Here is a 23,898-nt window from a genome sequence, read left to right on the forward strand (position 1 = left end):
CGATGATCAGATCGTGGTGCCGGCCAACGGCCGGCACCCCCGGGGTTACGCGGCCAGCTGCCTGCGCAACGCCGCCAGCTGCTGGCGCAGCGCGTCGTTGTCCAGGGTCAGCGCAATCACCCGCTGGCGCAGCTCGGCCGGGCCTTCACCCAGCGCCGTGAGCGCATCGGCAATCTCGGCCTCGCGGTTGGGGTCCACCTCGCGTTCGTCATCGGCGCGGTGCAGCACGTCCTGCACCGGCTTGCGCGGCTTGCGCTTGGCCTCGCGCACGCGCTTGGCGGCCTGCTTCAGCTCGTCCTTGCCGCCTACCGCTGCGGCGCGTTGTTCGTCTTCGGGCAGTGCCGACACCGCCGCCGCGGCACTGATCGAGATCACCCCGGTCTTGACCGCTTCCACCAGCTCCGGCGCGGCCTGCTTGTGGATGCGCTCGATCATCGTCACCTGGCTGTTGCTCAGACGCGCCTGGCGAGCCATCTCGGCGCGGCTGACCTTGGGCGCGGGCGCCCACGGCGGGCTGTCCGCGTCGTTTTCAGTGTTCGCACTGGCAATGTCACCGTCGCTTTCCTGCTGCAACAGGGCCTGCTCGGCGCGGTGGCGCTCGGCCAGGATGTCGCGCTTGCGCAGGGCCAGCACGCCGCGCTGGAAATCGGACACGCTGCGCCGGCCCAGGTGCTGCTCGATCATCCACAGGTGCACGTCATCCATCGACTGGAAGCGGGTGTTCTGCACGGTCTGGAAAGGCAGCCCGTGTTTCTGGCAGATGCCGTGCCGGTTGTGCCCATCCACCAGCACATCCCCCCACAGCACCAGTGCATCGCGGCAGCCTTCGGCCAGGATGCTGCGCTCCAGTGCGTCGTGCTCATCGGTGGTCAGCGGGTCGATGTAGGCCTTGAGTTCTTCTTTGACAACAATGTCCATGCAATCCGTACGCGAGCGGAACGTGACCGACCATTGTAGTGGGGTGGGGGGAGTGGCGTCCCGGTCGGCAGGTTCAGGCGCCGGCTCAGCCGGTCGCGTTGATCATGTCGCCCAGGATCTCCACGATCCGGTCGATCTGCGCCCTGTCGATGATCAGCGGCGGCGACAGGGCGATCACGTCGCCGGTACAGCGCACCAGCAGCCCGCCATCGCGGAAGCAGCGCTCGAACACTTCGTAGCCGCGCGCCCCCGGGGCATCCTTGCGCGGGGCCAGCTCGACCGCGCCGATCAGGCCGAAATTGCGGATGTCGATCACGTGCGGCAGCCCGCGCAGGGAGTGCAGGGCCGATTGCCAGTACTCGCCCAGTTCGATGGCGCGCTCGAACAGGTGTTCGTCGGCATAGGTGTCCAGCGTGGCCAGTGCGGCGGCGCAGGCCAGCGGGTGCGCCGAATAGGTATAGCCATGGAACAGCTCGATCGCTGCCGGCGGGCCCTGCATGAAGGCCGCATGCACGGTGTCGGAGACCAGCGTGGCGCCCATCGGCACCGCGCCGTTGGTCAGCCCCTTGGCCAGCGTCATCAGGTCCGGGGTGACCCCGAAACGCTGCGCAGCGAACGCATTGCCGACCCGGCCAAAGCCGGTGATGACCTCATCGAACACCAGCAGGATGCCGTGCTGGTCGCAGATTTCGCGCAGCCGCTGCAGGTAGCCGGGCGCAGGCAGGATCACCCCGGCGGAACCGGCGATGGGCTCAACGAACACTGCGGCGATGGTGGAGGCATCGTGCAGCGCGATCAGCCGTTCCAGGTCGTCGGCCAGCGCGGCGCCGTGGCGTGGCAGGCCGGGGCTGAACGCATTGCGCTCCAGATCCAGGGTATGGCGCAGGAAATCGCTGCCGGCCAGCAGCGAACCGAACTGCTTGCGGTTGTTGGGCAGCCCGCCGATCGACATGCCGCCGAAGCCGACCCCGTGGTAGGCCTTCTCGCGGCCGATGAAGCGGGTGCGCTGGCCTTCGCCGCGCAGGCGGTGGTAGCCCAGCACGATCTTCATCGCGGTATCCACCGCTTCGGAGCCGGAGTTGCTGAAAAACACATGGTTGAGCGAGGCCGGCGCCAGCGCAGCCAGGCGTTGCGCCAGCACGAACGGCAACGGCGTACCCATCTGGAAGGGCGGGGCGAAGTCCAGCGTGGCCGCCTGCTGCTGGATCGCCTGCACGATGCGCGGGCGGGCGTGGCCGGCGTTGCAGCACCACAACCCAGCGGCCGCATCGAGGATCGGGCGGTCATCGACATCGTGGTAGTACATGCCCTCGGCGCGTACCAGCAGGCGCGGGGCGGCCTTGAACTGGCGGTTGGCACTGAACGGCATCCAGTACGCGTCCAGCGCGTCGGGACGCTGCTGGGACAAGGATGACAAGGGGCTTTCGGCACGGCGCATCGGCAACTCCGCAGGGAACCGGTTGGTCACGACTCTATCGCAGATGCGTCACGGCGCGCCGTGAGGGCGACGGGTATAAAGGAGGCCGGAATCCGTTGCTGGAGTACCTGATGACCGTGCCCCGTACCCGCGAAGAATGGCAGCGCCAGGCCGACGTATTGGCTGTAAAGGGCCAGGCCTTCATCGATGGTCGCTACGTGGACGCCACCGAGGGCAAGCGCTTTGCCTGCATCAGCCCGATCGATGGCCGCGTGTTGGCCCAGGTGGCCGACTGCAGCGCGGCCGATGTGGAGCGTGCCGTGGCCGCGGCACGGCGTAGCTTCGAGGCCGGCCACTGGTCGCGCGCTGCGCCGGCGCAGCGTAAGCGCGTCCTGCTGCGGCTGGCCGAGCTGGTCGAGCAGCATGCCGACGAGCTGGCGCTGCTGGAAAGCCTGGACATGGGCAAGCCGGTGCGCGATGCGCGCGAGGGCGATCTGGCGGGCGCGGTGCGCTGCCTGCGCTGGACCGCCGAGGCGATCGACAAGGTGTACGGCGAGATTGCGCCGACCGCACTGGATACGCTGGGCCTGGTCAGCCGTGAACCGGTGGGCGTGGTGGCGGCGATCGTGCCGTGGAATTTCCCCCTGCTGATGGCCTGCTGGAAGATCGCCCCGGCGCTGGCCGCGGGCAATTCGTTGATTCTCAAACCCTCCGAGCGCTCCCCGCTGAGTGCGATCCGGCTGGCCGCGCTGGTCGCCGAGGCCGGCGTGCCCGACGGCGTGTTCAACGTGCTGCCCGGTGATGGCAAGCGCACCGGCGAACCGCTGGCCCTGCACATGGACGTGGACGCGCTGGCGTTCACCGGCTCCACCGCCGTGGGGCAGCGGTTGCTGCAGTGCGCCGGGCTGTCCAACCTCAAGCGCACCTGGCTGGAATGTGGCGGCAAGAGTCCGAATCTGGTGTTCGCCGATGCGCCGGACCTGGACAAGGCCGCCAAGGCGGCTGCCACGGGTATCTTCTACAACCAGGGGGAAGTGTGCACGGCGGCCTCGCGGCTGCTGGTACAGCGCTCCATCCAGGACGAATTCGTCACTCGCGTGCTGGCCCATGCGCGGCACATGCAGCCGGGGCATCCGTTCGATCCGGACGCTTCGATGGGCGCGCTGGTCGACAACGCCCATGCCGAGCGGGTGCTCGATTACATCAACCGCGGGCAGGCCGAAGGCGCACGGCTGTTGCTGGGCGGCAAACGGGTGGAGGTGGTGGCCGGCGGCAGCTACGTGCAGCCGACGGTGTTTGATGAGGTCGATGCCGCCCACGTCATCGCGCGCGAGGAAATCTTCGGCCCGGTGCTGTCGGTGCTGGGATTCGACCACGAAGAGGACGCGCTGCGCCTGGCCAATGATTCCCGCTACGGGCTGGCGGCCGGCCTGTGGACGCGCGACCTCGGCCGTGCCCACCGTGTGGCCCGCCAGCTGCGCGCGGGCAGCGTCTGGGTCAACCAGTGGGACGGCGGCGACATGACCGCCCCGTTCGGGGGCTACAAGCACTCGGGCAACGGCCGCGACAAATCGCTGCATGCCTTCGACAAGTACACCGACCTCAAGGCCACCTGGATCCACCTCGGCGATTGACCCGGCCCCGGCCGGCTGCCCGCGACCCACCGCGCGATTGACCCGGTAGAGCCGACCGTTGGTCGGCTGGCGCAAACGGTCTCCCCTGCAACCATCAACCGCAGGCCGCCATGGCCATGGCAGAATCCGACTGCTGCCCCTTTTCGTGTGCCCGATGTCGACTCCCACCGCACCTGCCGTCAACTCCCCCCGCCGCATCCTGCTGGCCAGCCTGATCGGCACCACCATCGAGTTCTTCGACTTCTACATCTACGCTACCGCGGCGGTGCTGGTGTTCCCGCACCTGTTCTTCCCCGACAGCAGCGATGGCGCAGCACTCCTGCAGTCGCTGGCAACCTTCGCGGTGGCCTTCATCGCGCGCCCGGTCGGGTCGGCGGTGTTCGGCCATTACGGTGACCGGATCGGGCGCAAGGCCACCCTGGTGGCGGCCTTGCTGACCATGGGCATTTCCACCGTGGCGATCGGCCTGCTGCCCACCCATGCCAGCATCGGCATCGTCGCGCCGGCGTTGTTGGCGCTGTGCCGGTTCGGCCAGGGCCTTGGGCTGGGCGGGGAGTGGGGCGGGGCGGTGCTGCTGGCCACCGAGAATGCGCCGCCGGGCAAGCGCGCCTGGTACGGCATGTTCCCGCAGCTGGGCGCGCCCTTGGGCTTCCTGCTTTCGGCCGGCATCTTCCTGCTGCTTGGGCGTGCCATGAGCGAGGCCGACTTCCTGCAATGGGGCTGGCGGGTGCCGTTCCTGGCCAGCTCGCTGCTGGTCGCCGTGGGCCTGTGGGTGCGCCTGAACATCCACGAGACCCCGCAGTTCCAAGCCGCGCTGGACCGCAACGAGCGGGTCAAGCTGCCGATGCTCACGGTGATCCGCGAGCACCCGATGGCGCTGGTGCTGGGCACGCTGGGGGCGTTCGCCACCTTCGTGCTGTTTTACCTGATGACCGTGTTCACCCTCGGCTATGGCACCACGGTGCTGCACTACACGCGCGAACAGTTCCTGCTGATGCAGATGGTCGGCATCCTGTTCTTCGCGCTCGGCATTCCGCTGTCGGCGCGGTATGGGGATCGCTGGGGCACCCGGCGCACGATGATCGTGGCCAGTGGCCTGATCATCGCCTTCGGGGTGGTGTTCGCCCCGCTGTTCCAGGCGGGCAGCCCGTGGATGGTGCTGGGCTTTTTGTCACTGGGGCTGTTCCTGATGGGGCTCACCTACGGCCCCTGCGGCACCTTCCTGGCCGAGATCTACCCGGTGCAGGTGCGCTATACCGGCGCTTCGTTGTCGTTCAACCTGGCCGGCATCCTCGGCGCGGCGCCAGCGCCGTACGTGGCGACCTGGCTGGCCGAGCGCTTCGGCTTGCTCGCCGTCGGCCTGTACCTGTGCCTGACCGCGGTGGTCACCATCCTGGCATTGCTGGCGATGGGCCGGCACGCGACGCGACCGCGCTGACCGGCACCGCGATCAGCGGAAGAAGCGCTTCAGCGTGCGCCCCAGCCAGCCGCCCTGCTGATGCTCGCGGGCGAACTGGTTCAAGTGCAGTTTTACCTGCGGTGCGTAAGCCTTGTCGTCGCCGCGGATATGGTTGAACAGCCAGCGCGAGAGCATCGTGCGCAGCTCGTCGCTGATGTCCTCACCGGCCTGGAAGCGCAGCCGGTACTCGCCCACGCGCTTGATGAAAATCTCGTGCACGCGCTTGTGCGCCGCGCAGAACGGGTAACCGGCTTCCTCCATCAGCTCTTCCTCGAAGGCGAAGTGCGACATGGTGTAATCCACCAGTTCGTCGATCACCTCGGCCACTGCCAGCCGCTTCAGGCTGGTCTGGGCGACATGCAGGTGGTTGAGCATCTCCACGATCCGCATATGCTGGTGGTCGATGACGTCGATGCCGATGTTCAGGTCGTCCTGCCAGACCAGAAGTGCCATGGTGCGTTCCCCGCGCTGTTCAACTGGGCGCGACTCTAGGGCGATTGCGACAGGCCTGCGTTGATCTCGATCAAGGCGCCAGGGCAAGCGCACGCGCGGCCACCGCCACGCGGGTACAGCTGACCTGGTTGCGGCCGCCGGCCTTGGCCAGGTACAGCTGGCGGTCGGCTTCGGAGATCAACCGGTGCAGCGAATCATGCTGTGGCCGCAGGCAGCACAGCCCGATGCTCACGGTCATCCGCAACGTGGTCTCGCCGCGTTTCACCTCCAGCGCGGCAATGCGCTGGCGCAGCAGCTCGAAGTAACCGCGGGCCTCATCCTCCTCCAGCCCCGGCACCAGCAGGCAGAACTCCTCGCCGCCGAAGCGCGCGACCAGGTCCTGCTCACGCGCGTGCGCGGCCACCGCGCCGGCCACCGCGCGCAGTGCATCGTCGCCGGCCTCGTGGCCATGGGTATCGTTGATGTGCTTGAAGTGGTCGATGTCGATCATCGCCACCGCCACCAGTTCGTCGTTGTGCTGCAGCTGGGGCAGCTGGCGCTGGCTCTGTTCCAGGAAGCAGCGCCGGTTCGGCAGCCCGGTCAGGAAGTCGCGGGTGGCCAGGTCCTGCAGCGTCCCGATCAGTTCCAGCTGGTCCACGTTCTGCGAGACGCGGCAGAAGAATTCCTCGCGCGAGAAGGGCTTGCGCAGGAAGTCGTTGGCGCCGTTCTTGAGGAAGCGGGGGATCAACGAGGGGTCGGTATTGCCCGAAATCCCGATCACCGCCACCTTGTCGCGCGAGCGCAGCGTGCGCAGCCGCCGGGTGAACTCCACGCCCTCCATGCCCGGCATTTCCTGGTCGACCACCGCCAGCCGGATCGCCGGGTGCGCTTCGATCGCCTTGAGCCCCTCGGCGCCATCGGCCGCCTCGTACACCTCGTGCCCGTACATGCGCAGCAACGATGCCGCGTACATCCGCGCCGACATCGAATCGTCCACCACCAGGGCGGCGATACGCCGGTTGCGCTCCAGCCGCTGTACCAGCCACACCAGGTAGTCGACGCTGCCGGGGGTGTTCTTCAGTACGTAATCGATGATCTGCTGCTGCAGCACCCGCTTACGCAGGTCCTCGTCATAGACCCCGCTGACCACCACCGTGGGCAGCCCGCGCGAGACGAAGAACGCCACCACCTTGTCGCGGTCGCCGTCGGCCAGCACCAGCCCGGTCAGCACCAGGAACCAGCCCTGTTCCTCATCCAGCAGCCGCCCGGCCTCGGCCAGGCTGGTGGCCACCGATACCGGCAACTCCAGGCGCTGCTCGATCGCCTCGCGCAGCATGCTGGTGAAGGTGCGCGAGTTTTCCACCAGCAGGATCCGCTGGGGCAATACATCCGCGGGGGCGCTGTCGAAAGCGCCCTGAAGCAGTGCCGACATGTGGCGTGCGCTCGATTCCGAGTGGGTCTGCAGGGATAGCGGCGTTTTCACGTGCAACTTTAGGGTGGGTTGGCGCTGTCTGCAGCGTTGGTGGATCATCGCCGGCGATGGGGTGGGGGCCGTGGCGTCGAGGCGACCTGCCGCCCTTGTTTCAGGTCACCTCCGTGCTTTACCTGCCATGGACAAGACGCTATATGGCAAATATGCCAATAGGTGTCGTGATATGCACGGGATGTTACGCCTGCACCCTGAGTATCGAACCAGCCATGAAAAATGGTTCAGTGGTCCGGTGATTCGGGGTTAGTATCACTGAAGTTCCTCTCGACAATTTCGACTTGGAGGTGGATGTGCGACATTCATGTTTTGGCCGTGCTGCCGGTATTCTGGTCATGGCTTCGATTCCCATGCTGGCACTCGCCCAATCGGATTTTCATGGGCGCCCCTTGGCACAGCAGGGGTTGGGCCAAGCGTTCCCATCGGCAATCAACCTGAGCCAGGATCCAAACTGGCTTGTGTATGGATTCCAGCGCGATGGAATTGCTTATTTCCAGGTTAATGACCTGGCCGGGCGCGTGCAGGTGATCATTGGCAGCGCCGATGATGTGTTCTGGACACTCCCCGCCGGTGAAAGCCTCGCCAAAGTGTCATTGCCGACGCAGCGTATCCAGCTGGCCGGAAATGTGACTCGAACGGAGGTCTATCGGGCGGCTGAGTTCTCGTTGGTACGCTACGGAACGGGTACCGGTGGCGTATGGTCCGTTGAACTGCGGGCTGACGGCAACTAGCAAGCCGACGGGGGCCTTGGGCAGCAGGACGATGCTGCGCACGGTAAGGCGAGCCAGGCGCGGATTGATCCATCTGTGCCTGCGCTTCGCAGACGGAGTCACTCGCCTGGCAGACCTTCCCTCAGGACCGGGCTGGCTGGCTGTTCCACCCACGGATCCCGGCGGCATCAGACGCGCCTGGGTAGATGGGACTGCTGGGGCAGTTTGCCTGTGTCTCCTTCAACAGCATCCTGATCCGGTTGCGGTGGCACCGTACGACACCGCCGTAGGCGATGGTTCTACCAGCAAGCCGCTCGAGGGCCATCGCTGCGGTGTCTGGGGCGAGGCTGCGATACGCGTCAAGAAGTGCCACGGTTACCAGTATTCCGCGATGCTGGCCAAACCGACCGCAACGTGCGCGGACCCGGATCTGGCCGGATTCACTCTTTAGAAGAAGTGATACTGCTTCAGTCAATGCGCGATAGGCAGCGAGTTGCAATCCGATACTCATCTGGCAGGGATCACCCGTCAGATGAGGGCGAGTCACTCGCTCGGTAGTATCCCAGGCTTCACGAACGCCTCCTGCCTGCAGCACGACATAGAGGCCGACCTGTTCAAGTGCTGTCGGATAGACCATGCTCGCCTGCTCGCGGAACATCCGTGAGTGCACGGTGGATGTATGCAGAAGACTGTTTGCAATCGTATTGTGGCCTTGCTGATTCAGCCAATTGACCACTTCACCGAGAGACAGATCCATGCCATCTCCAATCTTCCTCAGGTGCACTGCGCGTTCGCGAAGATCCATCTCACTCGCGATGTGAGAACTTCTAGCGAGGTTTATGGCGTTCTTCTCGCCTACTTCACGAAGTCTGTACCGATGGTAATAGTGCGTGATGCGTGAGCCCAGTACGAGCAGCGCCACGCCAGCGATTGCCATGATCAACTGGGTAGTAAACGTCGCGGGGTCAAATGACGACGGGTAGGGCTTAGGCGTTGTAAGGCCGATGATCAGGTTCAGTGCAGGCACCGCGATGGCTGCTCCGCGCCAGCCGAGCAGGCATGTCAGTGCAATGGCTGGTAGTGCCATCAACAGTTGCAAACTGGACCGGGTGGTTGCCGTCTCCGCAGGAATCAGCGCAGCAGAGACCCCCAACAACACCATCAGCGACAGCGCGGCGAGGGTGGGTCTGAGCGAACGGGTCATCCATTCCCGCTCGTCGCGTCGTCTGGCCCAAAGCAGAGCAAGCGGGGCAATCGTCAGTATGCCGATGAAGTCGCCAACGACGAGGCGTGCCACGCTGGCCAGTAGGGGCAACTCCGGCGGCGTCGGCCAGAGCAGGTGGGCGAGCGAGAGATTGAGGAGCGTAATCAAAACAGCGGACGTTGCGGATACGGAAACAAGCCACGCATTTTTCGTGGCTTTCATCATTCCGCGATGTAGTCGCACGACCAGCATCACGGTAGGCATCAGGCTGGCAGAGGCGAGAATCACCCAGGTCAATCCGTACTTTTCCACCATCGGAAACCGCATCTGGGCAAAGTAGGCGTACTCACCCAGAAGCAGGTAGGGCCAAAGACGGGGCGGGCAGAGCAGTACAGCGGCGACGCGAACGCCGGCAGGCAGATAGAACTGATCAAGCGACAGTTGGCGAGCAGCCCAGCTGGCGATGGCATAGAGCAGTGCAAGCGCAAGTCCAGCCGGGCGAACGCGAAAATTCAGCTGAAGACCCTCCTTCCACCAACCCGATTGCACGCGCTCACTCCTGTTCATTCCAAATCGGCATCCATTCGATCAAACATTCCCTTCCAGCCGGACGTTATCGGCAAGAACCGGATTATGCAATCGCAGTGATGGATTATAGGAATCGAATGAGGGTGGAGTATCAATTGCATTGGCGCAGTGGCAGCTTGTCCGTGATGCTTATCCCAGATCCGAACGATGCTGTACTCGCTTCACCACAGCGCATCACGCAGCTTGTACCAGGACATCGCCGCCACCAGCAGGGGCGTACGCAACCAACGCCCGCCCGGGAAGCGCCGGTGCGGTATGCGTTCAAACACATCCAGCCGCTGCGCCCGCCCGGCGATGGCCTCGGCCAGTACCGCCCCGGCCAGCCCGGTCGCGGCCACGCCGTGCCCGGAAAAGCCCTGCGCGAAATACACGTTCGGCGTCAGCCGGCCCCAATGCGGGGCGCGATTGCGGGTGATGTCCACATACCCACCCCAGACCTGCTCCATGGCCACGTCGGCCAACTGCGGAAACACCTGGTGCATGCGCCGGGTCATCACTCCGCGCAGGCCCGGCGGCGGCAGTGCCGAATAGCTCGCGCGCCCGCCGAACAACAGCCGGTGGTCGGCACTGAGCCGGAAATAGTCCAGCGCCCAGCTGACGTCGGCCACGGCCATGTCGTTGCGGATCAGTGCCCGCGCCCGCTCCGCACCCAGCACCGGCGTGGCACCGATATAGGTACCCACCGGCATGATCTTCGACTCCAGCGCCGGCGCGATGCCCTGCAGCCAGGCATTGCCGGCGATCACCACGTGGTCGGCACGCACCGATCCGGACGCGGTGCGCAGCACCGGTTGCGCGCCGCGAACCAGTTCCACCACGGCCGACTGCTCGTGAAGGGTAACGCCCAGACTTTCGGCGGCCCGCGCCAGCCCCTGCGCATAGGCGAGGGGGTGCAGGTGCCCGCTGGCGGCATCGAACATCGCGCCGCGATAGCGTGGGCTCTCCAGTTGCCCGGCCAGCTGCTGCCGGTCCCACCACTGCAGTGGATAGTCGTAACGCTCGGCCAGCGCCAGCATCCCGGTGCGCAGCGCACGCTCCTGGCGCACCGTGATGGGGACGCTGGCATGGCCATCGCGCCAATCGCAGTCGATCGCATAGTGGTCCAGCCGATGACGCAGCAGCGCCATGCCGTCGCGGGAGAAGTCGAACAGCAGCCGCGCGTCCGCTGCGCCGACCAACCGCTCCAACGTATCCACCTCGCAGCCGTAGCCGACGATGGCCTGGCCGCCATTGCGCCCGGACGCGCCCCAGCCGACCCGCTGGGCCTCCAGTACCACCACCCGGAAGCCACGCTCGGCCAGCGACAGGGCAGTGGAAAGGCCGGTATAGCCGGCACCCAGCACGCACACATCGGCGCGGCAATCGCCTGCCAGCGGTGCGCGTACGGGCTGCGCCGGCACGCTGTCGGCGTACCAGCTGGGGATGTGATCCTGGCCGGTGCGGCTCACGGCGTGCGCCGGCAGGGAACGGGGACAACAGTATTCATGGTGACAGCATGCCAGCAACCGGGCGCGGGAAAACAGCCGACAGTCTGTCGCAGCCTCGGCGGCGGGTACGTGACGAGGGTGACGCCTGCGCCGGCGTGTTGCGCCACGTGGTGGCACGGCGGTAACGTGGCCGCAGGTCATCCGGGCATGACGCATGGTCTCGCCTCCCTGGGTCGGACTGCCGACCGACAGTACGCTGCTGGGCCACCACCGTTTCGCGATCGCTGGCGAGAAGTACGTCCGTGCGCTGCACACCGCCGCCGGGGTGACCCCGGTGCTGCTGCCCAGCCTGCAACCACCGCTGCCGGCTGGCGCGTGGTTGGACCGCCTCGACGGCCTGTTGCTGACCGGCGCGGTCAGCAATATCGAACCGCACCGCTACGGCGGCCCGCCGAGCGGGCCAGGCAACCTGCATGATCCTGCGCGCGACGCCAACGCGCTGTCGCTGCTGGAGGCCGCGCTGGCGCGCGACCTGCCCATCCTGGCGATCTGCCGTGGTTTCCAGGAGTTGAATGTCGCCCTCGGCGGTACCCTGCATGCCCGCGTGCACGAGGTGCCCGGCCTGGCCGACCATCGCGAAGATCCCGCCGCGCCGGTGGAGCAGCAGTATGGCCCGGCGCATGCCGTGCAGCTGGTCGCAGGCGGTTGGCTGGCCGGGTGGGCCGGTGCCGGCGCGGTGCAGGTCAATTCGGTGCACGGGCAGGGCATCGACCGCCTGGCGGCCGGCCTGACCATCGAGGCGCGTGCCGACGATGGGCTGGTCGAGGCGGCCCGCAGCCACGCGCACCACTTCGTGCTCGGGGTACAGTGGCATCCGGAATGGCAGGTGTCCGAGCACCCGTTTCATCACCGTATGTTCCAAGCCTTCGGCGATGCTTGTCGCCGCTACTCCAGCAAAGCAGACCGGTCATGACCACCCGAACGCGTTCGCGCAAAGCCGCCACCCCGCGCAAAGCGGCCTCTTCTTCGCGCAAGGCCGCCGCGCCGCCAGTGCCCGAAGAAAGCGCGCTGCTGCGCTGGCTCAAGGAGCGGCGCATCACCGAGGTGGAGTGCCTGGTGCCGGACATCACCGGCAACGCACGCGGCAAGATCATCCCGGCCGACAAGTTCTCGCACGACTACGGCACGCGCCTGCCCGAAGGCATCTTCGCCACCACCGTCACCGGCGAATTCCCTGATGATTACTACGAGCTGACCTCACCGTCGGACTCGGACATGATCCTGCGCCCGGACCCGGACACCGTGCGCATGGTGCCGTGGGCCACCGACCCCACCGCCCAGGTCATCCACGACTGCTACACCAAGACCGGCGAGCCGCACGAACTGGCCCCGCGCAACGTGCTGCGGCGGGTGCTCGATGCCTATACCGAACTGGGCCTGCGCCCGGTGGTGGCACCGGAGCTGGAGTTCTTCCTGGTGCAGAAGAACACCGACCCGGACTTCCCGCTGCTGCCGCCGGCCGGTCGCTCCGGCCGCCCGGAAACCGCGCGCCAGTCCTACTCCATCGATGCGGTGAACGAGTTCGACCCGATCCTGGATCTGATGTACGACTACTGCGACGCGATGAAGCTGGATGTGGATACGCTCATCCATGAATCCGGCGCTGCGCAGCTGGAAGTCAACTTCACCCACGCCAACGCCATGGACCTGGCCGACCAGGTGTTCCTGTTCAAGCGCACCATGCGCGAGTCGGCGATGCGCCACGGGATATACGCCACGTTCCTGGCCAAGCCGATGGAAAACGAGCCCGGCAGCGCGATGCACATCCACCAGAGCCTGCTGCGGATCAGCGACGGCCAGAATGTGTTCACCGGCGAACACGGTGGCGAGGATTTCAGCCCGTTGTTTGGCCACTACCTGGCCGGGCTGCAGAAGTACGTGCCGATGGCGATGGCATTCTTTGCGCCGAACGTGAATTCCTACCGCCGCCTGATGTTCGGCGAGGTCTCCCCCAGCAACGTGCACTGGGGCTTCGACAACCGCACCTGCGGCCTGCGCGTGCCGCTGGACACGCCGGACAACATGCGCGTGGAAAGCCGTTTCGCCGGCTCGGACGCCAATCCCTACCTGGCCATGGCCGCCACCCTGGCTGCCGGCCTGCTGGGGATCCGCGAGCAGGGCTCGCCCACTGCGCCGATCAGCGGCAGCGCCAAGGAACTGGGCTACGACCTGCCGCGCTCGCTGGGCGAGGCGCTGGACGGGCTGGAAGGCTGCCCGGCGCTACGCGAGATGCTCGGCGAACGCTTCTGCCGGGCCTACGTTTCGGTCAAGCGCAAGGAATACGAGACCTTCTTCCGGGTGATCAGCTCGTGGGAGCGCGAGTTCCTGCTGCTCAACGTCTGAGTGGCCGGCGCGGCCGGGTCCGGCATGGCCGTGAGGGCCATGTGCTGGGAAAATGCCGGCCCGCCCGTTAGGCTTGCACCCGTCGTGCCGGTCTGGCCGGTTCCCCCATCCCGCACCTGACCTGTGGAGAGTCCAATGAAGCTGCGAATCCTTACCCTCGGCATTGCCGTATCCGTGCTCAGCGCCTGTAGTGGCGACAAGGCCGAGGACAGCAAGGTGCTGAATGTCTACAACTACAGCGACTACATCGCCGAAGACACCATTCCCAACTTCGAAAAGGCCACCGGCACCAAGGTTACCTACGATGTGTTCGACAGCGATGAAATGGTCGAAACCAAGCTGCTGGCCGGCAACAGCGGCTACGACGTGGTGGTGCCGACGCTGAATTTCTTCGGCCGCCAGATCCAGGCCGGCGTGTTCCTGCCGCTGGACAAGAGCAAGATCCCGAACCTGGCCAACCTGGACCCGGAGGTGATGAAGCGCATCGCCCAGCAGGACCCGGGCAACCAGTACGGCGTGCCGTACATGATCGGCACCACCGGCATCGGCTACAACGTGGAGATGCTCAAGCAGCGTTTCGGCGGCAGCACCGACATCGCCAACAGCTGGGACCTGATCTTCAAGCCCGAAAACATCGCCAAGATGAAGGACTGCGGGATCACCATCCTGGACACGCCATCGGACATGATTCCGATCGCGCTGCACTACCTGGGCGAGGATCCGCACAGCAAGGATCCGGCCACGCTGCAGAAGGCGGCCGACCTGCTCAAGAGCATCCGTCCGTACGTGCAGAACTTCCACTCCTCGCAGTACGTGGGCTCGCTGGCCAACGGCGGTACCTGCCTGGTGGTGGGCTGGTCGGGCGACATCATCCAGGCCCGCGACCGCGCCGCCGAGGCCGACAACGGCGTGACGGTGGCCTATTCGATCCCGCGCGAGGGCGGCCCGCAGTGGTTCGACATGCTGGCCATCCCCAAGGATGCCAAGCACCCGCAGGCCGCTTACGCCTTCATCAATTACCTGCTGGAACCGAAGGTGGCGGCGGCCAACACCAACTTCATCCACTACGCCAACCCGGTGACCACGGCCACCCCGCTGGTGGACGAGGCGATCCGCAACGACCCCACCATCTACCCGCCGGCCGAGGTGGCCGCCAGGATGTTCACCTACTCGATCAACCCGCCGGAGGTGGACAAGCTCTACACCCGCTTGTGGACCGAGGTGAAAACCGGGCGCTGATCGCCCCCTGCGACGCCGGCCCCGGGGCCGGCGTCGTCGTTTCAGGGCCCCGGCAGCGCCAGGGCGGGGCAGGGGCCTGCCGCCCACCCGGGCACTGCATGACACCGCCACGACCGCTAAAATAGGATCCTCCCCCCGTCCCTGCCGCCGCTCCTGGAGCCGCCCCCCATGCCATTTGATGCCAAGCCGGAAGGCGAGGTCGTGCCGGTCCTCGAGCCGGGCTATCTGTCCATCCGCGCGCTGCGCAAGGAATTCGACGGCTTCGTCGCGCTCGACGATGTCAGCCTGGACGTGCGCAAGGGCGAAATCTTCGCCCTGCTCGGCGGTTCGGGCAGCGGCAAGTCCACGCTGCTGCGTTGCCTGGGCGGGTTCGAAACCCCCACCAAGGGCAGCATCGAGCTGGATGGCCAGCGCATCAACGACCTGCCGCCGTACCAGCGGCCGATCAACATGATGTTCCAGTCCTACGCGCTGTTCCCGCACATGACGGTGGAACAGAACATCGCCTTCGGGCTGAAACAGGACGGCCTGGCCCGCGATGCGATCCGCACCCGCGTGGGCGAGATGCTGGAGCTGGTGCAGCTGGGCAAGCTGGCCAGGCGCAAGCCGCACCAGTTGTCCGGTGGCCAGCAGCAGCGCGTGGCGCTGGCGCGGTCGCTGGCCAAGGGGCCCAAGATGCTGCTGCTGGACGAGCCGATGGGCGCGCTGGACAAGAAGCTGCGCTCGCAGATGCAGCTGGAGCTGGTCAACATCATCGAAACCTCCGGGGTGACCTGCGTGATGGTCACCCACGACCAGGAGGAGGCGATGACCATGGCCACCCGGATCGCGGTGATGGATGCCGGCTGGATCCAGCAGGTGGGCAAGCCCGATGAAATCTACGAGCAGCCGGCCAACCGTTTCGTGGCCGAGTTCATCGGCTCGGTGAACCTGTTCGACGGCGTCATCGACGAGGATCTGCCCGAGTACGTCACCGTGCGCACACCGCTGTTCCCGGCGCCGATCTACGTCGCCCACGGCATCACCGGCTACGAAGGCCAGCCGGTGGCGTTCGCGCTGCGCCCGGAGAAGGTGATGATCGGCAAGGACGAGCCGGCCGGGGACACCAACAAGGCGCAGGGGGTGATCGAGGAGATCGCCTACTTCGGCAGTCATTCGGTGTATCACGTGCGTCTGCCGAGCGGGGCCAAGGTGCTGGCCAATTTCGCCAATTCGCAGCGTTGGGCCAGTGATGGGCTGACCTGGGGCGACAGCGTGTGGGTGCACTGGCGCGACAACGACGGCGTGGTGCTCACCGCATGAACGCGACCGGCTGGAAGCGCTGGCTCCCCGGTACCCGCGGCAGCGTGATCGCCGCGCCCTACCTGTGGCTGCTGCTGTTCTTCGCGGTGCCGTTCGTGATCATCCTGATGATCTCGTTCGCGCGTACGCAGGTGGGCTCGCCGCCCTACACCTGGTTGCTGGAATACGTGGACGGTGCGTTTTCGCTGAAGCTCAACCTGGGCAACTATGCGGTGCTGATCAAGGACAGCCAGTACGTGCTGGCCTACCTGAGCTCGATCAAGATCGCGGTGATCGCCACGTTGCTGACGCTGCTGATCGGCTACCCGATGGCGTATGTGATCTCGCGGATGTCGCCGGCTGCGCGCAACGTGGCGATGATGCTGGTGGTGCTGCCCTCGTGGACCTCGTTCCTGATCCGGGTGTATGCATGGATCGGCATCCTGGACCGCAACGGGCTGCTCAACCAGCTGCTGTTGAAGATCGGGTTGATCGATGCGCCTTTGCAGATCCTGTACACGCCCACAGCGGCCTACATCGGCATCGTGTACTGCTACCTGCCGTTCATGGTGCTGCCGCTGTACGCCAACCTGGTCAAGCTGGACAACCGCCTGCTGGAAGCGGCCTACGACCTTGGCGCGCGGCCGTGGCAGGCGTTCCTGCGGATCACGTTGCCGCTGTCGCGCACGGGCATCATTGCCGGCTGCATGCTGGTGATGATCCCGGCGGTGGGCGAATTTGTGATCCCGGAAATGCTGGGCGGGCCGGACACGCTGATGATCGGGCGGGTATTGTGGGGCGAGTTCTTCAACAACCGTGACTGGCCGACGGCATCGGCGGTGGCGATCGTGATGCTGCTGTTGTTGCTGGTGCCGATCCTGCTGTTCAACCGGGTGCAGCAGCGTGAGCTGGAAGGAAAGCTGGCATGAGCATGGTGCGCGGCAGCCGTTGGCTGGGGTGGTCGGTGCTGGGGCTGGGCTTTGCGTTCCTGTACCTGCCGATCCTGCTGTTGATGGTGTACTCGTTCAACGCATCCAAGCTGGCCACGGTGTGGTCGGGTTTTTCGACGCGTTGGTACGGGGAGTTGTTCAACAACCGGCAGATCCTGGATGCGTTGTGGATCAGCCTGAAGGTGGCGTTCTGGACGGCCTGTGCGGCCACGGTGCTGGGCACGATGGCGGCGATGGTGATGACGCGGTTCAAGCGCTTCCCGGGCAAGACCGCGTTCGGGGCGTTGATAACCGCGCCATTGGTGATGCCCGAGGTGATCCTGGGGTTTTCGCTGATGACGCTGCTGGTGGCGATGGGCGGCATTCCGGGTTTCCCGAGCCGTGGGGTGACCAGCATCTGGATCGCGCATGTGACCTTTACGCTGTCGTTCGTGACGGTGGTGGTGTCTTCGCGGCTGCAGGAGCTGGACCGGTCGCTGGAAGAGGCGGCGATGGACCTGGGGGCAGGGCGGTTGAAGGTGTTCTTCCAGATCACGCTGCCGATCATCGCGCCGGCATTGGTGGCCGGCTGGCTGTTGGCCTTTACGTTGTCGCTGGACGACGTGGTGATCGCCAGTTTCGTGGCGGGGCCGAATTCGACGACCTTGCCGATGAAGGTGTTCGCCTCGGTGCGGATGGGGATCAAGCCGGAGATCAACGCGCTGGCGACGCTGATGGTGCTGGCGGTGTCGATCGCGACGGTGGTCGGCTGGTTCATCACTGCGCGCAGTGAGAAACGGCGCCAGCGCGATATGCAGATGGCGTTGCAGGACAAAGGGTGATGTGAGGGCGGCGGCAACGTCAACGTCAACGTCAACGTCAACGGCGGGGTCGGTTGCGCCGGTTGGCGTTGGTGTGGGTGGGTTGGCGGGACACGCCGTAAATCCATCCTTGGAGGCTCGTGGGCGCCATCCATGGCGCCCAACGGTCCCGCCAACCCACCCACACCAACGCCCGACGCATTGCTGGCCCCTTGGGTGAAAGCGACAGCGCAAAGCGCTTGCCGCTTGGTGTTGGGAGGGTGGAGCGGGGCGGTGGGACACCGCCCCAAGCCGGGCAGAGCCCGGCTGCTCTTTCTCCCATACACCGGCCATGCCCGCTCTGGATCTCAATGCGGCGACCAATCAACTGTCTGGGCAGGGGGCGGGTAAGTTGCCGGGGCCCTGAGCCGCATGGATGCGGCGACGGAGCTTACATGGACGTACTTGCAGCGTGCGCCGGGAACTTGCCTGCCCCCTGCCAACCTCAGAAAGTACAGATTCGCTCCGCCTCTGCTTCAAAGAAGCATGGCCTCCAGCCACTCCGGCAACATCCGGCTCACAAACGCAGGCGCAGAATGCGGGTCTGTCTTCCGGAGTACCACGATGACCGTTGAAATCGTCAATCCCGCGACCGGCCAGGTCAGCTACCGCCACGAACTGCTGGATACCGCGCAGATCGAACAGCGCCTGGCTGCGGCTGCCGGTGCCTTCCCGTTATGGTCGGCGCGCTCGCTGCAGGAACGCGGCGTGATCCTGCGGGGTATCGCCGCCCAATTGCGTGCGCGCAAGGGCGATATCCAGCAGGCGATGACCGGGGAGATGGGCAAGCTCAAGGCCGAGGCATTGGCCGAAGTGGAAAAGTGCGCGCAGGCCTGCGAGTTCTACGCCGACCACGCCGCTGATTATCTCAAGCCGCAGCTGATCGACACCGAAGCCCAGCGCAGTTACGTGCGCTATGAGCCGATCGGCTGCGTGTTCGCGGTCATGCCCTGGAATTTCCCGATCTGGCAGGTGTTCCGCTTCCTGGCCCCGGCATTCATGGCCGGCAACGTGGCCCTGCTCAAGCACGCCAGCAACGTACCGCAGTGCGCCGACCTGATCCTCGCGGTGTGCCGCGATGGTGGCCTGCCCGACGGTGTGTTCAACGTCCTGCATATCGACAACGACCAGGCCGCTGACGTGCTGCGCGACAGGCGGGTCAAGGCCGTTACCCTCACCGGCAGCGAACGCGCGGGGCGCGCAATTGCTGCCAATGCCGGCGACCAGCTCAAGAAGTGCGTGATGGAACTGGGGGGCAGCGATGCGTTCGTGGTGCTCGACGATGCCGACCTGGACAAGGCCGTGGCCGCTGCGGTGAAGTCGCGCTTCGACAATGCCGGGCAGACCTGCATCGCCGCCAAGCGCTTCATCGTGGTCGATGCGATTGCCGATGCCTTCGTGGCGAAGTTCGTCGCCGCCGCCGCTGCGCGCGTCTATGGCGATCCGCAGGACCAGAAGACCACGCTGGCGCCGATGGCCCGCGCCGACCTGCGCGATGAACTGCACAAGCAGGTCCAAGCCAGTGTCGCGCAGGGGGCCAAGGTGGTGTTGGGCGGTGAACCGGTGGTCGGCTCGCATGCGGGTTACCCCGCCACCATCCTGGACAACGTCGGGCCGGGCATGCCGGCCTACGAGGAAGAACTGTTCGGCCCGGCCGCCGCGATCCTGCGCGTACGCGATGATGCCGACGCCTTGCGGGTGGCCAACGACACCACCTTTGGCCTTGGCGGCAGTGTCTGGAGTGGCGACCCGGTGCGTGGCGAAGCAATCGCCAAGCGGCTGGAGTGCGGCGCGGCGTTCGTCAACGCCATCGTCAAAAGCGATGTCCGCCTGCCGTTCGGCGGCACCAAGCGCTCCGGTTTCGGCCGTGAACTGGCCGACCATGGCATCCATGAGTTCATGAACATCAAGACGGTTTATGTCGCCTGACGGTGTCGCGACGACCAACGGTGATCATTCGGTAGGAGCCGACCGTTGGTCGGCTCGGCGTGATAACGACCAATGGAGCGTTACCTACAGCCAGCGCACCCGTTTGAACAACCGGTACAAGCCTACGCAGATGGCCCCCACGCCGACGATCATCGCCGGGTAGGCCCACGGTTGGCTCAGCTCGGGCATGTGGGTGAAGTTCATGCCATACCAGCTGGTGATCAACGTCGGTGCGGCCAGCAGCGCAGCCCAGGCGCCGAGGCGCTTGACCGTTTCGCCCTGGGCCAGCGTCACCAGCGACAGGTTCACGCTCAAGGCGGTGCCCAGCATCTCGCGCAGCGTATCGATCACATCGCTGATCCGCACGGCATGGTCGTGCACGTCGCGCAGGTACAGCTTGACCTCATCGGGCACCAGGTCGCCCTGGTAGCGCTTGATCTGCGCCAGCATGTCCTGCAACGGCGCCACCGCCATGCGCATCTTGTTGAGCTCGCGCTTCAATTCGTACAGGCGCACCACGGTCTGGCGCTTGTAGCTGTCCGAGAAGATGTCCTTCTCCAGCAGCTCCAGTGTGTCGCGGTAGCGCTGGATGATGGGCAGGTAGTTGTCCACCACGAAATCCAGCACCGCATACAGGCAGTACGACGGCCCCATCGTGCGCAGCAGCTCCGGCTCGCGCTCCACCCGAGCGCGCGGCGCGGCGTAGGACAGCGATGCCCCGTGGCGCACCGTTACCAGGAAACGCGGGCCGAGGAAGGCATGGGTTTCGCCGTACTGGATGCGCTCGTCCACCATCTGCGCGGTGGTGACCACCACGAACAGCGAGTTGCCGTACGCCTCCACCTTGGGCCGCTGGTGGGCGTTGCGCGCATCCTCGATGGCCAGCGAGTGCAGGCAGAATTCCTCCTGCAGTTTCAACAGCACGCTGTCGGCCGGCTCGTACAGCCCGACCCAGACAAAGCCGTTGCCGCTTTCGATCACGTCACTGATCGCATCCAGGCTGATGTCGTGACGCGTGCCCTGGTCGTCGTAGTGCACGCAGTTGATGACGCAGGCCGGATTGGCGGGAGGCGTGGTGGGAAGGGGGTTTTCCATGGGCGGCATCGTGCGTCAGCGGGCCGTGACGGGCAAGTCACGACGGCCCAGCACCCAGGCCAGTGCCACGTGTACCGGCAGCAGCAGCACGATCCACTGCAGGTTGACCTGCGCCTGCAGGGTCAGCCAGTGCAGTACCAGCCCCAGTGCCGACAACAGCGCTACCGCCCACAGCACGCCACGGAACCACGCGCGCGGGGTGCGCCCGCGCAGCAGGGTGATGGCACCGGGCAGCAACAGTAGGCACAGCGGCGACAGCTGCAGCAGGTTGCGGTTGGCCCACGCGGCCTGGTGTGCGCTGAAGCCCCACAGGTAGGTCAGCAGCGCCCCGCCAATGCCGCAGAACAGCCACAGCGGCAAGGCGATGCCACCGAGCAGGCGCGGACGCTGGCGCAGCGCAAGCAGGCCGGCGGCGGCCAGCACGCCGCACAGCAGCCACGGCCACCAGCGGCGAGGCGACTCGGTCGGTTCGGCGGCGATCCGGTGCGGCAGCAGCTCCTGCTCGGCCTGGACCAGCGGGCGGCCCTCGCTGTTGCGGGCCTGGCGCAACGCATCGGCCAGGCGCATCGGCACGAACGCTTCCTGCCAGCGCGACAGCGGCTGGTCGGCGAACGGGCCCAGGCCGATATCGAAGCCGAGCCACATCCACGGCGATGGCGAGGCCAGTCGTACCGATTCACTGCGGTAGGTATTGCCGCGCGAGCGCCCGGACAGCTGCGAGTGCAGCCCGCCGCCCAGCGCCTGGTCGAGCGTGTCGCGGACCATCGTGGCGCAGTTGGCGGTGTAGTAATCGTAGTGGTAGCGCGCGTTCTCCGGCTTGGCCCGCTCGGCCAGCGCCGCGGCAAGGGTGCGCGCCTGCCGTGGGTCCAGGTCCAGCCACTGGATGCTGGCGCCGCGACCGCTCTGGCGGTAGTACGCCATGTCCTCGTCCAGCGGCAGGGCCACCAGGTAATACATCATGTCGCCGCGCACGAAGCGGCCGACGAAATCCTGTTCACCGGGATCGAAGTAGCCGAAATTGTACGAGATCGCCTGCCCGTTGACCGGGTCCAGCACTACCAGCGCGTCGTGGCCGAAGCGCTCGAAGAAGATCTCGCCGGGCTGCATCGTCACCACGCCGATGCGCGGTGCGGGAAGCGCTGTCTCGCCAACCGGCGATGCCACTGGCGTGGCAGGGGACGCCGCAGCTTCAACGGCAGCGGCCTCCTGGGCCAGTACTGGGACGGGCAGGCTGGCCAGGGCCAGCAGCCACGACAGGAACAACAGGCGGCGCAGCGGCCACCGATCAAGCAGGGGCCGCATGGCGGGGGTCAATCCTCGTTGGTTGTGTCAGGTGGCAGCACGGTCACGTGGAACGCCTGCACGCGGCGGGCATCGGCACGTGCCACCCGGAACACGAAGCGGTCCAGGCTGAGTTCGTCGCCGGTTTCGGGCAGGTGGCCGATCGCCTCGGTGACCAGGCCGCCGATGGTGTCGTAGTCGTCATCGGAGAACGTGGCGCCGAAACGCTCGTTGAAATCCTCGATCGGGGTCAGCGCGTCGACCACGTACTGGCCGTCGGCCTGGATCGCGATCTGCGCGGTGTGGTCCTCGGCTTCGTCGTGCTCATCGTCGATCTCGCCGACGATCTGTTCCAGCACGTCCTCGATGGTGACCAGCCCGGCAACACCGCCGTACTCGTCGACCACGATGGCCATGTGGTTGCGCGACAGCCGGAATTCCTTCAGCAGCACGTTGAGCTTCTTGGCCTCCGGGATCAGCACCGCCGGGCGCAGCAGCTCGCGCACGTTGGCCGGACCGTGGTCGGCAACCACGCCGCGCAGCAGGTCTTTGGCCAGCAGGATGCCAAGGATGTCGTCCTTGTTATCGCCGTGCACCGGGAAGCGCGAGTGGCCGGATTCGACCACCTGCTTCATCAGGTCGAGGAAGGGCGCTTCCACCGGCAGCGAGACCATCTGCGAGCGCGAGATCATCACGTCGCCCACGGTCAGCTCGGCGACGGAGATCGCACCTTCCATCATGCGCAGGGTATCGGCGGCGATCAGCCCATCTTCGTGCGCGGTCTGCAGCACGGCCACCAGCTCGTCGCGGGTGTGGGGTTCGCCGGAGAAGGCAGCGGTCAGGCGTTCAAGCCAGCTGCGCTTCTTCTCATTGGGCTCCTGGACGGAGCTACTACTGTCGTCTTCAGACATCTCTTGAAAAAAAGGCACCCGGCGAACCGGGCGTTGGCTGCGAGTCTAGCAGGATGCGGGCCGCTGTCAGCGCCCGGCCACCGGGGCCGTATTCACCCGCCGGCCGGGGCCGCGGCGGGCGCGGCGGTCCCTGCGGCGGGCGGTTCCTCCGGCGGCAGGTCCAGGCTGTAGGTACAGCCGGCCAGGGTCTTGCCCGGGTGGGTCTTGACCGTGGACAGGCTCAGAATCACCGACTCGATCATCGGTTCGCCGGTCCTGGGGTCGGTCACGTCCCGGCTGACCAGCTCGCGCCCGGCCATGAACTTGTCCGGGTTGTCGACCCCGTCCTCCAGCGCCAGCGCCTTGGCCAGCGGGCGCGGGTCGGGCAGGTCGAGGATGGCCATGATGCTGGCCCCGGCCACCGCGATCTGTTCGGTGCGCTGGCCGAACACCGTCATCGGCGTAGCCAGCCGGAACTCGCTCATGAACTGGTTGCCCTGCGGCAGCGGCTGCAGGCCGTTGGCCACGGCCTTGAGCGGGTCGGCCACCACCGGCGCCACCTGGTTGTACTCGGCCAGGCCCTGGCGGCACTCGATCAGCGCGGCCAGGTCGAGCGGGGCGGCCCAGGCCGCAGCGGGCCACAGGGCCAGCAGGCCCAGGCAGGCGATTCTCGGTGCGGTCATGGCAGGTCCGTCTGGCGGGCGGCTGTCACCGGC

General features: G+C 66.1%; 20 protein-coding genes. 10 read left to right on the forward strand and 10 right to left on the reverse strand.

All coding sequences use genetic code 11. The annotated features are described in order from the left end of the window. Nucleotides 1–45: 45 nt before the first annotated feature. Together AC3IR9_RS06915 and aptA are read right to left on the reverse strand one after the other, a co-directional pair. Nucleotides 46–918, reverse strand: a complete 873-nt coding sequence (locus AC3IR9_RS06915) for a ParB N-terminal domain-containing protein (RefSeq protein WP_489294946.1) — start codon at nucleotides 916–918, stop codon at nucleotides 46–48. 85 nt (nucleotides 919–1,003) lie between these two features. Next, entirely contained in the window at nucleotides 1,004–2,356 is a 1,353-nt protein-coding gene (aptA, locus tag AC3IR9_RS06920) for an omega-aminotransferase AptA (protein ID WP_489294947.1), read from the reverse strand. Between the two features lie 110 nt (nucleotides 2,357–2,466). Between aptA and AC3IR9_RS06925 the strand changes: the two genes are divergently transcribed. Next, nucleotides 2,467–3,969: an aldehyde dehydrogenase gene (locus AC3IR9_RS06925; RefSeq protein ID WP_489294949.1), complete on the forward strand. Its 1,503-nt coding sequence runs from the start codon at nucleotides 2,467–2,469 to the stop codon at nucleotides 3,967–3,969. Nucleotides 3,970–4,123: 154 nt separating this feature from the next. Next, entirely contained in the window at nucleotides 4,124–5,407 is a 1,284-nt protein-coding gene (locus tag AC3IR9_RS06930) for an MFS transporter (protein WP_489294950.1), read from the forward strand. A gap of 12 nt (nucleotides 5,408–5,419) precedes the next feature. Here the strand turns inward: AC3IR9_RS06930 and AC3IR9_RS06935 are convergent, their stop codons facing one another. Further along, nucleotides 5,420–5,881 (reverse strand): bacteriohemerythrin, encoded by a 462-nt coding sequence (locus AC3IR9_RS06935; RefSeq protein WP_489294951.1) that lies wholly within the window; start codon nucleotides 5,879–5,881, stop codon nucleotides 5,420–5,422. Between the two features lie 70 nt (nucleotides 5,882–5,951). Further along, nucleotides 5,952–7,292 carry a diguanylate cyclase gene (locus AC3IR9_RS06940; RefSeq protein WP_489294953.1) on the reverse strand — a complete coding sequence of 447 codons (1,341 nt, stop codon included), beginning with the start codon at nucleotides 7,290–7,292 and terminating at the stop codon, nucleotides 5,952–5,954. Between the two features lie 389 nt (nucleotides 7,293–7,681). Here AC3IR9_RS06940 and AC3IR9_RS06945 point away from each other — a divergent pair, with 389 nt between their 5' ends. Then, nucleotides 7,682–8,077 carry a hypothetical protein gene (locus tag AC3IR9_RS06945; protein ID WP_489294954.1) on the forward strand — a complete coding sequence of 132 codons (396 nt, stop codon included), beginning with the start codon at nucleotides 7,682–7,684 and terminating at the stop codon, nucleotides 8,075–8,077. Between the two features lie 121 nt (nucleotides 8,078–8,198). Here the strand turns inward: AC3IR9_RS06945 and AC3IR9_RS06950 are convergent, their stop codons facing one another. Both AC3IR9_RS06950 and AC3IR9_RS06955 read right to left on the reverse strand, forming a co-directional pair. Continuing rightward, nucleotides 8,199–9,827, reverse strand: coding sequence for an MASE1 domain-containing protein (locus tag AC3IR9_RS06950; RefSeq protein ID WP_489294956.1), 1,629 nt, complete (start codon nucleotides 9,825–9,827; stop codon nucleotides 8,199–8,201). A gap of 182 nt (nucleotides 9,828–10,009) precedes the next feature. Next, on the reverse strand, nucleotides 10,010–11,296 hold the full coding sequence (locus tag AC3IR9_RS06955; protein ID WP_489294957.1) for an NAD(P)/FAD-dependent oxidoreductase: 1,287 nt from the start codon (nucleotides 11,294–11,296) through the stop codon (nucleotides 10,010–10,012). A gap of 193 nt (nucleotides 11,297–11,489) precedes the next feature. On the opposite strand from AC3IR9_RS06955, the gene AC3IR9_RS06960 reads away from it, so the two are divergent. The 7 genes from AC3IR9_RS06960 (at nucleotide 11,490) to AC3IR9_RS06990 (ending at nucleotide 19,916) form a co-directional block, all read left to right on the forward strand. Next, the gene (locus tag AC3IR9_RS06960) at nucleotides 11,490–12,248 is read left to right on the forward strand and encodes a gamma-glutamyl-gamma-aminobutyrate hydrolase family protein (protein WP_489294958.1); all 759 of its coding nucleotides are present in this window, start codon (nucleotides 11,490–11,492) and stop codon (nucleotides 12,246–12,248) included. Beyond that, complete coding sequence (locus AC3IR9_RS06965) at nucleotides 12,245–13,678, forward strand: glutamine synthetase family protein (protein WP_489294959.1); 1,434 nt, start codon at nucleotides 12,245–12,247, stop codon at nucleotides 13,676–13,678. The genes AC3IR9_RS06960 and AC3IR9_RS06965 overlap by 4 nt, the downstream gene beginning before the upstream one ends. Nucleotides 13,679–13,813: 135 nt before the next feature. Beyond that, on the forward strand, nucleotides 13,814–14,917 hold the full coding sequence (locus AC3IR9_RS06970; protein ID WP_489294960.1) for a polyamine ABC transporter substrate-binding protein: 1,104 nt from the start codon (nucleotides 13,814–13,816) through the stop codon (nucleotides 14,915–14,917). A 168-nt stretch (nucleotides 14,918–15,085) separates the two neighbouring features. Beyond that, nucleotides 15,086–16,219, forward strand: a complete 1,134-nt coding sequence (locus AC3IR9_RS06975) for an ABC transporter ATP-binding protein (RefSeq protein ID WP_489294961.1) — start codon at nucleotides 15,086–15,088, stop codon at nucleotides 16,217–16,219. Beyond that, nucleotides 16,216–17,127, forward strand: coding sequence for an ABC transporter permease subunit (locus AC3IR9_RS06980; RefSeq protein ID WP_489294962.1), 912 nt, complete (start codon nucleotides 16,216–16,218; stop codon nucleotides 17,125–17,127). The genes AC3IR9_RS06975 and AC3IR9_RS06980 overlap by 4 nt, the downstream gene beginning before the upstream one ends. Continuing rightward, nucleotides 17,124–17,969, forward strand: coding sequence for an ABC transporter permease subunit (locus AC3IR9_RS06985; protein WP_489294963.1), 846 nt, complete (start codon nucleotides 17,124–17,126; stop codon nucleotides 17,967–17,969). Before AC3IR9_RS06980 ends, AC3IR9_RS06985 begins: the two co-directional genes overlap by 4 nt. A 582-nt stretch (nucleotides 17,970–18,551) precedes the next feature. Further along, nucleotides 18,552–19,916 carry an NAD-dependent succinate-semialdehyde dehydrogenase gene (locus tag AC3IR9_RS06990; protein ID WP_489294964.1) on the forward strand — a complete coding sequence of 455 codons (1,365 nt, stop codon included), beginning with the start codon at nucleotides 18,552–18,554 and terminating at the stop codon, nucleotides 19,914–19,916. 84 nt (nucleotides 19,917–20,000) lie between these two features. Here the strand turns inward: AC3IR9_RS06990 and AC3IR9_RS06995 are convergent, their stop codons facing one another. From AC3IR9_RS06995 to AC3IR9_RS07010, 4 genes are all read right to left on the reverse strand, one after another. Next, a complete protein-coding gene (locus AC3IR9_RS06995; protein WP_489294965.1) occupies nucleotides 20,001–21,011 on the reverse strand; it encodes a magnesium and cobalt transport protein CorA in 1,011 nt (336 codons plus the stop codon). Nucleotides 21,012–21,026: 15 nt separating this feature from the next. Continuing rightward, complete coding sequence (locus tag AC3IR9_RS07000) at nucleotides 21,027–22,313, reverse strand: lipoprotein N-acyltransferase Lnb domain-containing protein (protein ID WP_489294966.1); 1,287 nt, start codon at nucleotides 22,311–22,313, stop codon at nucleotides 21,027–21,029. Nucleotides 22,314–22,321: 8 nt separating this feature from the next. Then, complete coding sequence (locus tag AC3IR9_RS07005; protein WP_489294967.1) at nucleotides 22,322–23,203, reverse strand: CorC family transporter; 882 nt, start codon at nucleotides 23,201–23,203, stop codon at nucleotides 22,322–22,324. A 92-nt stretch (nucleotides 23,204–23,295) separates the two neighbouring features. Continuing rightward, nucleotides 23,296–23,865, reverse strand: a complete 570-nt coding sequence (locus tag AC3IR9_RS07010; RefSeq protein ID WP_489294968.1) for a hypothetical protein — start codon at nucleotides 23,863–23,865, stop codon at nucleotides 23,296–23,298. Nucleotides 23,866–23,898: the final 33 nt, after the last annotated feature.

This window comes from Stenotrophomonas sp. GL_101 (genome assembly GCF_057835675.1).

Coding starts and splice junctions, on each gene's coding strand:
- AC3IR9_RS06915 (WP_489294946.1), bottom strand. CDS start 918: ATGGACATTGTTGTCAAAGAAGAACTCAAGGCCTACATCGACCCGCTG.
- aptA (WP_489294947.1), bottom strand. CDS start 2,356: ATGCGCCGTGCCGAAAGCCCCTTGTCATCCTTGTCCCAGCAGCGTCCC.
- AC3IR9_RS06925 (WP_489294949.1), top strand. CDS start 2,467: ATGACCGTGCCCCGTACCCGCGAAGAATGGCAGCGCCAGGCCGACGTA.
- AC3IR9_RS06930 (WP_489294950.1), top strand. CDS start 4,124: ATGTCGACTCCCACCGCACCTGCCGTCAACTCCCCCCGCCGCATCCTG.
- AC3IR9_RS06935 (WP_489294951.1), bottom strand. CDS start 5,881: ATGGCACTTCTGGTCTGGCAGGACGACCTGAACATCGGCATCGACGTC.
- AC3IR9_RS06940 (WP_489294953.1), bottom strand. CDS start 7,292: ATGTCGGCACTGCTTCAGGGCGCTTTCGACAGCGCCCCCGCGGATGTA.
- AC3IR9_RS06945 (WP_489294954.1), top strand. CDS start 7,682: ATGGCTTCGATTCCCATGCTGGCACTCGCCCAATCGGATTTTCATGGG.
- AC3IR9_RS06950 (WP_489294956.1), bottom strand. CDS start 9,827: ATGAACAGGAGTGAGCGCGTGCAATCGGGTTGGTGGAAGGAGGGTCTT.
- AC3IR9_RS06960 (WP_489294958.1), top strand. CDS start 11,490: ATGGTCTCGCCTCCCTGGGTCGGACTGCCGACCGACAGTACGCTGCTG.
- AC3IR9_RS06965 (WP_489294959.1), top strand. CDS start 12,245: ATGACCACCCGAACGCGTTCGCGCAAAGCCGCCACCCCGCGCAAAGCG.
- AC3IR9_RS06970 (WP_489294960.1), top strand. CDS start 13,814: ATGAAGCTGCGAATCCTTACCCTCGGCATTGCCGTATCCGTGCTCAGC.
- AC3IR9_RS06975 (WP_489294961.1), top strand. CDS start 15,086: ATGCCATTTGATGCCAAGCCGGAAGGCGAGGTCGTGCCGGTCCTCGAG.
- AC3IR9_RS06980 (WP_489294962.1), top strand. CDS start 16,216: ATGAACGCGACCGGCTGGAAGCGCTGGCTCCCCGGTACCCGCGGCAGC.
- AC3IR9_RS06985 (WP_489294963.1), top strand. CDS start 17,124: ATGAGCATGGTGCGCGGCAGCCGTTGGCTGGGGTGGTCGGTGCTGGGG.
- AC3IR9_RS06990 (WP_489294964.1), top strand. CDS start 18,552: ATGACCGTTGAAATCGTCAATCCCGCGACCGGCCAGGTCAGCTACCGC.
- AC3IR9_RS06995 (WP_489294965.1), bottom strand. CDS start 21,011: ATGGAAAACCCCCTTCCCACCACGCCTCCCGCCAATCCGGCCTGCGTC.
- AC3IR9_RS07000 (WP_489294966.1), bottom strand. CDS start 22,313: ATGCGGCCCCTGCTTGATCGGTGGCCGCTGCGCCGCCTGTTGTTCCTG.
- AC3IR9_RS07005 (WP_489294967.1), bottom strand. CDS start 23,203: ATGTCTGAAGACGACAGTAGTAGCTCCGTCCAGGAGCCCAATGAGAAG.
- AC3IR9_RS07010 (WP_489294968.1), bottom strand. CDS start 23,865: ATGACCGCACCGAGAATCGCCTGCCTGGGCCTGCTGGCCCTGTGGCCC.